8 protein-coding genes and 1 tRNA gene are annotated in these 12,553 nt (G+C 38.5%); 3 read left to right on the top strand and 6 right to left on the bottom strand.

Features of this window, described 5'->3' with window-relative positions; all coding sequences use genetic code 11:
• Positions 1-55: 55 nt before the first annotated feature.
• On the top strand, positions 56-1,495 hold the full coding sequence (locus tag HMPREF3230_RS03615; protein ID WP_075523599.1) for a CCA tRNA nucleotidyltransferase: 1,440 nt from the start codon (positions 56-58) through the stop codon (positions 1,493-1,495).
• 147 nt (positions 1,496-1,642) lie between these two features.
• Here HMPREF3230_RS03615 and HMPREF3230_RS03610 read toward each other — a convergent pair whose 3' ends face one another.
• The 6 genes from HMPREF3230_RS03610 to HMPREF3230_RS06595 form a co-directional block, all read right to left on the bottom strand.
• Positions 1,643-2,269, bottom strand: a complete 627-nt coding sequence (locus tag HMPREF3230_RS03610; RefSeq protein ID WP_075523598.1) for a LytR C-terminal domain-containing protein — start codon at positions 2,267-2,269, stop codon at positions 1,643-1,645.
• A gap of 313 nt (positions 2,270-2,582) precedes the next feature.
• Entirely contained in the window at positions 2,583-3,482 is a 900-nt protein-coding gene (gene rsmA, locus HMPREF3230_RS03605; protein WP_075523597.1) for a 16S rRNA (adenine(1518)-N(6)/adenine(1519)-N(6))-dimethyltransferase RsmA, read from the bottom strand.
• A 32-nt stretch (positions 3,483-3,514) separates the two neighbouring features.
• Positions 3,515-4,921, bottom strand: coding sequence for an aggregation-promoting factor C-terminal-like domain-containing protein (locus tag HMPREF3230_RS03600; RefSeq protein ID WP_075523596.1), 1,407 nt, complete (start codon positions 4,919-4,921; stop codon positions 3,515-3,517).
• 750 nt (positions 4,922-5,671) lie between these two features.
• A tRNA-Thr gene (locus tag HMPREF3230_RS03595) sits at positions 5,672-5,745 on the bottom strand.
• 189 nt (positions 5,746-5,934) lie between these two features.
• On the bottom strand, positions 5,935-6,855 hold the full coding sequence (locus HMPREF3230_RS03590) for a DsbA family protein (protein ID WP_075523595.1): 921 nt from the start codon (positions 6,853-6,855) through the stop codon (positions 5,935-5,937).
• Between the two features lie 305 nt (positions 6,856-7,160).
• Positions 7,161-9,194 carry a serine/threonine-protein kinase gene (locus HMPREF3230_RS06595; protein ID WP_075523594.1) on the bottom strand — a complete coding sequence of 678 codons (2,034 nt, stop codon included), beginning with the start codon at positions 9,192-9,194 and terminating at the stop codon, positions 7,161-7,163.
• A 296-nt stretch (positions 9,195-9,490) separates the two neighbouring features.
• Between HMPREF3230_RS06595 and HMPREF3230_RS03580 the strand changes: the two genes are divergently transcribed.
• Positions 9,491-10,618 (top strand): ABC transporter ATP-binding protein, encoded by a 1,128-nt coding sequence (locus HMPREF3230_RS03580; RefSeq protein ID WP_075523593.1) that lies wholly within the window; start codon positions 9,491-9,493, stop codon positions 10,616-10,618.
• Between the two features lie 222 nt (positions 10,619-10,840).
• Positions 10,841-12,247, top strand: a complete 1,407-nt coding sequence (locus tag HMPREF3230_RS03575; protein WP_075523592.1) for a DUF4032 domain-containing protein — start codon at positions 10,841-10,843, stop codon at positions 12,245-12,247.
• Positions 12,248-12,553 lie beyond the last annotated feature (306 nt).

The following is a 12,553-nucleotide window of genomic DNA, read 5'->3' as shown; positions in this document are numbered from 1 at the left end:
GGTAACTGTATGCTGGAAATAGGTTTGTTGTTACGCTGAAAGGGTGTCGCGTAGAGTGTCTGGAAATTTTGAAGTTTGGCCTGAAGCCATAGAATTGGGACGTTTGTTTGCTGAGCGCAATTATGAGCTTGCGTTAGTAGGTGGACCAGTGCGAGACATGTTATTGCATAGGACTTCGCATGATCTTGATTTTTGCACTTCTGCCAAGCCGGAAGAATTTGAGCCGATTTTGCGTCATTGGGGACATGACGGATTTTGGGATATGGGTAGGAAGTTTGGCACTTTAGGAGCTGTTAGACGTCGAAAAGATGGCACAGAGGTAAAAGTTGAAGTTACAACGTATCGTTCAGACGTTTATAATCCTGATTCTCGTAAGCCGGAAGTTCAATACGGAGATACTTTAGAAGGCGATCTTTCTCGTAGAGATTTTACTGTAAATGCAATGGCATTAAGAGTTCCAGATATGGAATTTGTAGATCCTTTTGCAGGCGCAAATGATTTAGCAAAAGGTGTTTTACGTACTCCTGTAGATCCGCGTCAGTCTTTTGACGATGATCCTCTTCGCATGATGCGTGCAGTGAGATTTGTAGCGCAACTTGGTTTTACTATTGAAGCGCGAACGGCTGAAGCGATTTCAGATATGTCAAGTCGTTTGAATATTGTTTCTGCAGAACGCATTAGAGATGAGCTTCAAAAAATGTTGCTTTCTGAACGTCCTCGTAAAGGCGTAGAAGCTCTTGTTGATTCTGGGCTTGCGCAATACGTTTTGCCTGAAATTCCAGCATTGCGTTTAGAAATAGATGAGCATCATCGCCATAAGGATGTTTTTGAACATACGATGATGGTTCTTGAGCGTGCGATTGCTTTAGAAACAGATGAAAACGGCGCTGTGCCTGCTCCTGATTTGACTCTTCGTCTGGCTGCTCTTTTACACGATATTGGTAAGCCGCGTACGCGTAAGTTTGAAGAGGGTGGGAAAGTGAGTTTCCACCATCATGATGTTGTTGGCGCAAAAATGACTGCTAAAAGACTTAAAGCTTTACATTGCGATCACCGTCTTATTGAGGATGTTAGCGAATTAGTGAATCTTCATTTGCGATTCCATGGTTACGTAGATGAGCCTTGGACGGATTCTGCAGTAAGGCGATATGTTAAAGATTCAGGTCATTTATATGAGAGATTGAATCGTTTAACAAGAGCTGATGCTACTACGCAGAATCGCCGTAAATCCTTAATGTTTGAACATGCTATGGATGAGATGGAAGAGCGAGTAAAGGAGCTTAAGAAGCAGGAAGATTTGAATGCTATTCGTCCAGATTTGGATGGAAATGAAATTATGGATTTGCTTAATGTAAAGCCTGGGCCTGTAGTAGGAGCAGCTTATAAGCATATGCTTAATTATCGTTTGGATTATGGTCCAGTTGAGCATGATGAAGCTGTAGCAGAGTTGATGCGTTGGTATGAAAACGAATATTGCAAAGTTTCTTCCAAATAGTATCTAAAAGAAATTCAATTGCGTTGTAGTTTAAGCCTGGTTAGCTTTCATAGCGTGGTAAGCCTGATTAGCTTTCTTAGATTGGTTAGCCAGGTTAGCTTGATTGCCAGGTAAGCGTAGTTAGTTTGAGATGGAAAATAATGTAAATTATTTTACTTCTTTGTGCTTTTCAGCTTTAGGAAGATTCTTTATATTATTAGCATCCTGACAATTTTTAATAGGAGTGATTTCTGCTCCAGAAGCAGGAACATCTGTTTTTGGTCGCAAATTTCTAAAATCTGTTCCAAGAACTATATCAACCAGATTGTCTTTGCGATCGTCCATTTGCAAAGCTACTTCATCGAAGTGAGAGCTTAGTGTATAAGCAGAATTTATTGATTTTTTGCCAAAATAAATAGTTGTACGCTTAACGCCCTGTGTTTTATTGTTTCCGACTTCAATTAAATTAAATCCGCGAATTCTCAAAGCCTCGCCTACAGCGTTAGCAAAACCTCTGAATTTAGTTCCATTCAAGATTCGAATAGAAACAGTGCGCGCATCAAGATACGATATTTTATCGCCGTCTTTATCTTTTATAGGGCATGGGGCAACTATTCCGTAATTATTGTTATCTTTTTTAGTTTTTGGAGAATTTAATCCAAAAACATGGAATTGGATCATGAAAGATAACAAAGTTGCAACCACTAGTGCAATTCCAACAGTAAGTAATATGGATTTAGTCTTTTGATACATGAACTCTTTGCGAGCGGTGCGCTCATCGTATTCTTGCGCCATGATACTCCAAATCTATCCATACACTTAACTTGTTGCGATTACGCCTAAAATCCTTAAATTCACCGTATTCTAATTTTTTCAAATAGCATACCAGGTATTTTGAAATTAGGCGCGAAGTATTACTTTACACGCATTTTACTGACTATGTATGACCTAAAGGCGTTCTAGATCTATAGTTTGCTAAATGCTTAACTATTCTTACTGTTTTTAATTTTTAATTTTAGAATACGAGAGTTCGCTAATGCTTTTAAAAGTTATAAAGAATGCTTTTAATTTCTTAAAAAACAATGCTTTTAAAAGTTATAAGAATATTTTAAAAGTTATATTGTGCTCTTGCTAATGCCAAAAATTCTTCGCATGTAAGAGTTTCACCTCTTCGAGTTGGGTCTATTTTAGAAATTTCAAATGCGGATTTTTCAACATGATTTTTTAGAGCTGCATTAAGTGTTTTTCTACGTTGTTGGAATGCGGCATCGACTAGAGAAAATACTTCAGCGCGCTGAATTTCATCGCCTTTACTTACGCAATCCCTAGTGAAAGAAACTAATGCAGAATCAACGTTAGGTGATGGCCAAAAAACATTTCTTCCAATAATCCCAGAGCGCTCTGCATGCCCATACCAAGCGAGTTTTACGCTTGGAGTTCCATAGACTTTATTACCAGGATGCGCGCATAGCCTATCTGCAACTTCTTTTTGAACCATTACTACGAAGTTTTGCAAATTATCAAATTTTTCTAAAAGCGTTAAAATAATAGGCGTAGCAACGTTATAAGGTAGATTTGCTACTAGAGTAAAATTCTTTGCGCTCGCAATTCTAGGCAAATCCTGTTTAGTAATATTTAGAGCGTCTTTCAATACAACACTGAATCGTTCAGATGCTTGTGGCATGAATTCTAATACTGTATTTGGCAGTCGTTTTGCTAGAGGTGGATCAATTTCTATAGCTGTAAGATTTGCTCCAGTTTCTAAAATTGCTAAGGAAAGAGAGCCTAATCCAGGACCTACTTCTAGAACTGTATCTTTTTCTGTAATTCCAGAAATGTTTACAATTTTTCGTACTGTTCCAGGATCTATTACGAAATTTTGTCCAAATTTTTTACTAGGCGTAATACCTTCTTCTGCTGCAATTCTTCTTATATCTGCTGCTCCAAGAAGTTTTCCGCCAAAGCTATCGTTGTCGCTGTTTAATTTAGTCACTTTAGTACCATCCAAAGTTTTCTAGTTTTGTGTTGATTTAATTTGATTTAGTACCATCCGACATCATGAGAATGTTGGACTGCTGCTGTAGGGCTTCCGTAACGATTTTTTATGTAATTTAATCCCCAATTGATTTGCACTCCAGCATCTTCATGCCAATTAGGACCGCCTCCACGCGATACATCTCCTAGTTTACTTGCTGGTAGTGCTTGTGGGATTCCGTATGCTCCAGAGCTTGGGTTTTCAGCATTCCATCTCCAATGTGATTCGCGATTCCACAACCATACAAGAGCATCCCATTCTTCGCCGACCCATCCAAATTCTGCGCATGCTGCTTTAGCGTACAGTTTTGCTTGCTCTGGAGTTGCGTGAACCATGCTATCTGTATCGTCATCAGTTGGTGCTGGTGCAGGTGCCGGAGCTGGTGCCGGTGCAGGAGCTGGTGGTTTTGGTTTTTCTTCAGACTTTGGTTTTGGTTTCTTGTCAGATTTAGGTTTCGGTGAAGGTGCTACTTTTGTAGATTTATTTTGTTTATTATTCTTTGGTTTTGTATTCGTGTCACTTTCGTGCTTTATTTCTGGTTTATCTTGTTTTTGTTGCACAGATTTACGCCCAATAGCCACTACTTCATCAATAACTGGTTTAGTAACTGTTTGAGAAACAAGAGTTGCAGATTCTGGCTTTCCGTCAACGTATGTAACGTTATAAACATCTTCTCTTTCGCCATTAACTCCTGCTTTTTGCACAATGCGTGTGCCTTCTGGAAGATTATTGTCATTAATGGTTTGTGTTGTAAATGGTACTTGCACAATGCGTTTTTCTTGACCGTGAGTAACTCGCAATATTCTAAGAATTGTTTTATTGCCATCATTTTCAACTGTTACTCGATCTTCTTTTCCTAAAACTATCCCTTGTGAATCGAGAATAGAACTTGCTGGAAGTTTCCCGTCTGGAGCAATTCGCGTTTTTCCATCGCATATAACTGTAACAGGGCCTTCTTTATTGATCGATAATCCGCCTGAAAGTTTGTCGTATATATTGCGAAGATTAACTGTGATCTTCACAGCTCTTTTTTCGTTTGCTTTAAAGAATCCAATAAGCTGATCTACGCTTGTTGCAACTGTCCAGAATGGTATTGTAACGCCATTAACTGTAACTGAAGTCTGATATGCGCTTCGCACAGTAACTGTACTGTGATTTGTGAGTATTTCTCCAGAAGATGTTAGTACTTGATCGTGTGTTTTTATCTTTATGTTTTGTTCTTCGAGAAGTCGTTGTGCGCTCATTGCGTAAGTTGTTACAATTTTTGATTTGCCATTAACTGTAATTGCGACTGCTTTTCTAGTTGAGAAGGCAAAAAACGCCGTACAAATAATTGCAATACTTAGTGCGCATGCAATTATTCTCGCGCGTCTTAATACAACAAAACGTCTTGGTGTCCATCGACGTATCATGCAACCTCGCTTCCCGAAATCAGACTTTCATTATAACTAATTATTTATGTTAATGCGATATTATTTATTCTTATCAACAGTAAATAGGATGGCTTTGTAAATAATCCTATAGGTTTATCGACAATGTAAGTTAAGTATAGATTGTGTACTAGTGAGGTGTGGGAAATACTTAACGAACAATAAAAAGCGAAACGGTGTTTAAAAAAGTTACACCTAATCCAAACTCTTTATAAAACTAAAGTAAGCTAAAATCTAACTTTTACTACTACAAGCAACAACATTTAAACATGCGTAAAAAGTTGAAGCTCCTGTGAGGTAAGTATTTCCCACACCTCACAACAACATTCAAAAAAATAATAAATTTTTCTGTATGCATGAAAAAGGGGCGGGAGAGAAGGGGATTTTCCCGCCCCTGTGAGGTGGAGCAGGTTGGGGGACGCTCCACACTCAGTTTCTCAGAAACCCTGAGTTGGGGGAAGGTTTCTGAGAACTTACTCGCAAAAAGAATATGTATTTTTATTATTATACGTTGTTAGTTATGCATGTTATTTAAACAGAAACACATTTCAACAATAATACGAGTACCTAACTATGAACAATAAATATTTACAGTTGTTGAATCATCATTTGCACTATTGAAATGTATTTACAATTTATGTTTGTTACATAAACGCATATTTGCAAAATATCGCAGTATCAAGACAGAAAATGTTTTTTGATTGTGGATACAAAACTTCGAAGAATAAACAGAGCCTCCTGCCGGGATCGAACCGGCGACCTGCCGCTTACAAGGCGGCCGCTCTGGCCATCTGAGCTAAGGAGGCAGTGCGCATAAACATATGCGCTAACAAAACATTGATTAGTGTACCAGTAACTATTGTTTGTGGCAAGTGTGCACGTGTCATATTTTGTTACTTTTATTTGCTAATCAATTTTTGTCATGTTTTTGGATTGAAAACAATGCTTTAATAGTTGTTTGCAAATGTGCTTAAAAGCTACGTTTTGCAATTATTCTATATAGCAGCAGGTGTTCCTTTATCATCTAGTTTTGGACGCACGGTTGCAGATCCTAAATCTTTTTCGTCTAATCCAATAGATTTCAAAATTTCATTAAGTATATTCAAATTATTGGCATTGACTTTACTCATGTCGAAAATATGTCCGTTAATCGTCACTGTTGGTGTAGTCATAGAACCTGCATTAGAGCCACTTATATTCCAAAGTTCTTTTCTATCAGGAGTTGCTGTATTCATAGTCTTCTGCCATTTTATGTAATGACGTTGGAATGCGTTTTCTGCAACTTCTTTTTTGATTCCTGACTTTATTGCTTTTTCAGCAAGTGTTTTATTGCTTACAGGCGTGTATCTATCGCCTTCATCTGGTTGGAAGTCTTTGTCAAAAATATTACTTATAAATTCCAAAAGAGATTTTGGATTGTTGCTGTTATCTGCAATGTAATAAATTCCTCCTGTAACCCTAGAAGAATAGTGATCCGTAGATAGTGGATCAAGGAATGACATTGGGTAAATTTCCATGTTGATTTGCCCTGCTTCCATCATTTGGACTAGATACGGATCGATATTTTGGTTGAAGTTAGCGCATCCTGGGCACATAGGATCAAAATACACAGCTATGGTTGGTACTCCCTTGACAGGATTGTTATACCCGTTTTTGCTTATTGCAATGCCGCCATAATTATTCATATTTTTTGGTTTTTCTGCAGTTTTGACGGCCTTGAGAGATTTTTTGGCTTTAATTGTTTTTTCTATTTTATTTTTAGTATCTGCGTTTTGCGCATTATATGTTGTGATGATTATTCCAGTGATCATCGCTATAATTACGAGAACAACAACAATTCCAATAATTGTCTGTTGGCGGCGTTCTTTTTCTTTTAATGCGCTATTAGATTCTCTTTTTTCGGCTGGTTTTATCATGCCTATCCTTTCGTATCACTTTTGCGCATAACGCAGTCGTGTTTAACGCAGTCGTGTTTAACGTAGTTGTGATGAATTTGTATTTTATAGAATTTAGTTACTGTGATAAACATAGTCTAATGTACGGTATCAACGGAATTATGCTGAATGATTTTCGATGATTTTGAATGCTGTGGAATGATGCGGAATAATTTGGAATGATTTGGAATGATTTTGCGTAAAACTTGATTTTTGCAAATTTAATTCCCTCAGTTAATTCCCTCAGTTAATTCCCTAGTTAATGTCTTCCTAGTTAGTGTTTTCCTTTAATTTCTTCCAGCGCCGAATATAGCTCCCAAACCTAATCTAATCATTCTAGATCTGCCGAATAAAGATACTATAATCCATCCAATCAATACTCCTACGGCGTATCCTATTGATGTAGGCGAAAAGATTTCTGGAGTATAAGAAGGAAGTAGAATCACCCATTTTTTTACAAATAGCCACTCTGGAAGATATATAGGGAATTCCATAAGTTGGCAAGTCGCTTTAATTAAAAGTGGATAAATATATGCGAATGAAATTGATGTGATGGAAAGTATTAGTAAAGACGGAATAGTATATAGAATCGCTTTTAGAAAATGCCATGGTATAAAAAATATGCGTAATAATCTATCTTTTCCTATTCCGTCATTTATTTTTTGTCGATGTATATGTGATGAAACATTGTATCCTGTTGTTGCGCAAATAATCATGAATATCGCGTGTAAGAATAGAGATGCTGAAGTAGATATGCATGTTGTTGCAAGAAGTATTGGCATAAAAATAAGTAGAAATAACGTGCCTCTAAGTAGATACGGTCGTGCTTTTTGGTTCAGATTTTCTTCTTTTGAATCATAATCATCTTGTGTTTGTGAAAGATTTGCTTGTTGTGTTGGATTTGTGTTTTCTGCTTGTATAACCGAGTTTTCTATCGGTGGATCTGTTTCTTGTGTGGCTGCAATTGTAGTTGTATATGCCGGAATTGTGCCAGTGTCAATAGGAGTTGTGTCAATAGGAGTTGCGCCAACAGGAGTTGTGCCAACAGGAGTTGTGCCAACAGCAACAGGAGTTGTGTCAATATGTGTTGTGCGATCTAGAATAGAAGTTGGTAAAACGTCATCTGTCCACATTTTTCTAACGTTCAAAGTCTTAGAGATAGAATCAGCTTGACTGTTATTGTAGTAATTTTCGTTTTCTTTGTTTTTATTATTTTTGTAGTTAGATTCGTATGTATCAGTTATATCAGTGTAGTTGTTTTCGATATTTCTTACACCGTTAAACGATATCGTTTCTGAATCTTCTTCTGTTTCATGTGAAACATTGATAGTTTGCGATGTATTTTCACTATCTTGATAGTTCATATCGCTAGAGAATTTAGAGGTTTGCTGAATATAAGGTTCACTTGTATTTTCATCATCTGATTTAGATTCAGAAATATTTAACTCAAAAGGGAGCATCGCCCCTTGCCAAGCAAGAGGATTTTCTGCATCTTTTGCAATCGCTTCTTCAAGCTCTTCTGGAGTGCATCTTTGATTACGATTTGGATTTAGAGCAGATCTTAGAGCATCCATAGTTCTAGGCGGAATGCCATTAAGATTCGCGTTCCCACAAGCTGCGCGTTCCAAAACTGCCATCATAGGTTTTGTTCCAAAAACGGGCCTTCCTGTTGCTGCAAATGCAAGAACTGCTGCTAAAGACCACCAATCTGTAAGCTCGTCAGAATCTCCGCCTTCTATTATTTCTGGCGCTATAAATCCTGGAGTTCCCATAACTAATCCGGTTCTAGTCACGTGACTTTCGCCTTCGCCCATTGCGATTCCAAAATCTACAAGCACTGGTCCTGTTGCTGAAATCATTACATTTGTAGGTTTTATATCTCTGTGGACTATTCCAGCAGAATGAACTGCTTTAATCGCGTCAATTAGTTTGTGTGCAAGTCTTTCTAAATCATCTCGAATATATGGGCCGTTTTCTGCAACATCTTCCTTTAAATTTAAGCCTTCAATAAGTTCAGTGACTATGAAAGCTATAGACGCGTCAAGTTCCATATCGACTATTGAGCAAACGCCAATGTGATTTATACGTTGTAATGCAAGTGCTTCTCTTCGCAAGCGGGTTCTTGCGAGATTTTGTTCGCTTTGTGTTGCGTAGTCATCTTCGCTCGCATTTTCCCTTAAAATTTTCATAGCATATTCTTGGCCTCCGTCATCGCGAACTTTCCATACAGAGCCCATAGCGCCGCCGCCCAGCCTTTTTATAAGCGTGTATCCGCCAATATTGCTGCCTTGGTTTAAATTGAACATGCTAATATCGTTCATGTTTTTATGGTAACTCAATAGAGTGTTAAATCTAGATTATTAAGCGTAGTTATTGTATTGATTTTTTTGCATTTCTATGAATTACTGACGACACGCCGATGAAGGCTAATTGAAGATTTAGTGTTTTGTTGGTAAAAGCATGTTATATTTGATTATGGCTCAACGAAGAGAACCTTCAATGGACCAGATAAGTAATGTGTGCGTGTAAGTCCAGCCGAAGTCGGAAACGGACTTGTGAGTGCACACCCTTCACAACGGATCGTTCGGCACGTACCTGCCGATGAAAGGAACATATCATGGCAGAAGTTGTATTTGATCATGTGACTCGCATTTACCCGGGCAATGATAAGCCATCGGTTGATGATTTGAACATGACTATTAAGGATGGCGAGTTCCTCGTGCTCGTTGGTCCATCTGGTTGCGGTAAGTCTACTACTTTGCGAATGTTGGCTGGTCTTGAAGAAGTCAACCGCGGTCGTATTCTTATTGGCGGTCGAGATGTGACTACAATGCAGCCAAAGGATCGCGATATTGCAATGGTCTTCCAGAATTATGCATTGTACCCACATATGACCGTTAAGCAGAACATGGGCTTTGCGTTGAAGATTGCTGGTGTACCTGCAGAAGAAATTGAGAAGCGAGTTCATAAAGCTGCTCAAGTTTTGGATTTGACTGAGTATTTGGATCGTAAGCCAAAGGCTTTGTCTGGTGGTCAGCGTCAGCGTGTTGCAATGGGTCGTGCAATTGTTCGTAACCCAAAGGTCTTCCTTATGGACGAACCTCTTTCTAACCTTGATGCAAAGCTTCGCGTTCAGACTCGTACCCAGATTGCTGCATTGCAGCGCCAGCTCAATGTCACTACTCTTTACGTGACGCACGATCAGACTGAAGCTTTAACTATGGGTGATCGTATTGCTGTTATTAAGCTTGGTGTTTTGCAGCAGGTTGGTGCTCCAACAGAACTTTATGATCGTCCAGCAAACGTGTTCGTTGCAGGATTCATTGGCTCTCCATCTATGAATCTCAATCAGCATCCAGTACTTAATGGTCGTGCTCAAATTGGTGAAGATTCAATTATTTTGCCTCAAGAAGCTGTTGCAAAGCTTACTCCAGAAGATAATAATCAAATTATAGTTGGCTTCCGTCCAGAAGATGCAAGCTTGGCTACATTTGATGATCCAAACGCATTCTCCTTGAATGTTGTAAACGTTGAAGATCTCGGTTCTGATGGCTACATTTATGGAAACATTGTAACTGACGGATCTGCTGCTGAAGCAGCTACGATGATGTCTGATCAGAATAAGCTTACGACTATTCGCGTGAATCCTCGTGCTCTTCCAAAGGTTGGAGATACAGTCAAGATTAAGATTGACCCAGCAAAGATGCATTTGTTTGCACCATCTACTGAGTTGCGCTTGAACTAATTGTTATTCTCATAACTTGCACGGTTTGATGTAATGCGATTAATGCGGGGTTTGCATAACGCTACCCCGCATTTCGCATCACTTCTTAGAGTGATATTTTCTTTGCAAATCATATTAAGCATTAGATTAAGCATTAGAAAATTATTGCAGTTGTGTTGATTATTGGTAAATAATCAAAATAAAGTATCATTATCATTCACACTGACGGGTAGATTAGACAATATGGAATGGAACGAAGCTGCTTATATTGATCCGCGTGCTGTTCAAGCAACCTCGGTTTCGGCTCAAGATGAAGAGCCTACAAAACGTGAGCCTTCAGCGTTAAAAATTACTTCTGCAGTGTCAAATCCTAGAATGTTTATGTTGCCTTGGGAACTTCCGCTTTCTCAATGGCCAAAAGATTTATTTGTAAATCTTCCTCGAGGTATATCTAGACACGTTGTAAGATTTGTGCACGTAGGCGATGAAGTTTACGCTATGAAGGAAATAACAAGACAAGTAGCAGAGAGAGAATATGAGCTTCTCCGCCGTTTACGTAAACTTGAATTGCCAACCGTCACGCCTATTGCTGTGGTTGCAGGTCGTAGAGATTCTAATGGTGAGCCACTTGAGGCAATGCTTGTTACAAGACACTTAAAGTTTTCTCTTCCATATCGCGCTCTGTTTGCAAGAACTTTGCGTCCAGATACTGCAGAAAGACTTATTGATGCGCTCGCTGTTTTAATGGTTCGTTTGCATCTTTCAGGCTTTTATTGGGGCGATGTTTCACTTTCTAACGTTTTGTTCTTGAGAGATGCAGATGCTTTTTCTGCATTCTTGGTTGATGCTGAAACTGGTGATTTGCACAGTAGTTTGACTCCAGGTCAACGCGAATATGATATTGATTTAGCTCGTACAAATATTATTGGTGAGTTAATGGATTTGAGCTCCGGGCAGTTGTTGCCTGGGGAAGTTGATGAAATTAGCATTGGAAATCGTTTAGTAGATAGATATCATTCTCTTTGGAGCACGCTTACGGACGTTGATAAATTTAGTCCTGATGAAATGTGGCGTATTGAAAGACGTGTTAATCGTCTGAATGAATTAGGCTTCGATGTGGATGAGCTTGAGATGAAAACGTCTGAAGACGGTAGACGTGTATTAGTTCGTCCTCGTGTTGTGGATGCAGGATACGCATCTCGCAAACTTTTGCGATTGACAGGCTTAGATGTTCAAGAAAATCAAGCTCGTCGTTTGCTTAATGATTTAGATGCTTACAGAACTTCTACTTGGAGGCAAGGAGAAGAGCTAGAAATCGTTGCAACTGATTGGATGCGTGAGGTTTTTGAGCCAACAGTTCGCATGATTCCGCATGAGTTTCGTTCGCAAATTCAGCCAGCTCAATTCTTCCATGAAGTGCTGGATCATCGTTGGTTTATGGCGGAACGCGTTGGGCATGATGTTTCTATGCAAGATGCTGTAACAAGTTACATCAAAAATGTGTTGCCGCAATACAAGATAGATAAAGGCGTTCTTGCTGCTATTAACGCGGATGCTGATTCGGGTGTAGTTGATGACGAATACACGTATTCTAAAGCTGCTTATAATCCGGATGAAGATGATCAAGATGCGAGTGTGTGGGCAAGTTAAAATTTGCTTATAATGTGAAATCTATATTTGTGTATTTTTGAAATGATTTTATGAAAAATAAATATGGCGTAATGTTTTGTAACCAAGCACTACGCCATATTTTTTAGATATTTATTTATATTTGCTTATTTGTATTCACTTATTTATATTTGCTTATAGATTTTGATTTAATCGTAAAGCTTTTATTCCTATAGCTATTAGGCAAATAAATGTTGCGCATAATGTCATAATTGCAACATTCACGCCAGTGTTAGTGAGGTTACGTTTAACTTTCTTAGACTCACTATTATTCTTAACTTGTTTCTT

It is taken from the genome of Gardnerella vaginalis (assembly GCF_001563665.1).
GTDB classification, from domain to species: domain Bacteria; phylum Actinomycetota; class Actinomycetes; order Actinomycetales; family Bifidobacteriaceae; genus Bifidobacterium; species Bifidobacterium vaginale_A.
The sequence above is the reverse complement of the archived record's forward strand: the minus strand, read 5'-3'. Positions and strand labels throughout refer to the sequence as shown.

What these genes read in the sequence shown, in the direction of transcription:
- HMPREF3230_RS03610 (WP_075523598.1), bottom strand. Translation starts at nt 2,269, where the DNA reads ATGGCGCAAGAATACGATGAGCGCACCGCTCGCAAAGAGTTCATGTAT.
- HMPREF3230_RS03600 (WP_075523596.1), bottom strand. Translation starts at nt 4,921, where the DNA reads ATGATACGTCGATGGACACCAAGACGTTTTGTTGTATTAAGACGCGCG.
- HMPREF3230_RS03590 (WP_075523595.1), bottom strand. Translation starts at nt 6,855, where the DNA reads ATGATAAAACCAGCCGAAAAAAGAGAATCTAATAGCGCATTAAAAGAA.
- HMPREF3230_RS06595 (WP_075523594.1), bottom strand. Translation starts at nt 9,194, where the DNA reads ATGAACGATATTAGCATGTTCAATTTAAACCAAGGCAGCAATATTGGC.
- HMPREF3230_RS03580 (WP_075523593.1), top strand. Translation starts at nt 9,491, where the DNA reads ATGGCAGAAGTTGTATTTGATCATGTGACTCGCATTTACCCGGGCAAT.
- HMPREF3230_RS03575 (WP_075523592.1), top strand. Translation starts at nt 10,841, where the DNA reads ATGGAATGGAACGAAGCTGCTTATATTGATCCGCGTGCTGTTCAAGCA.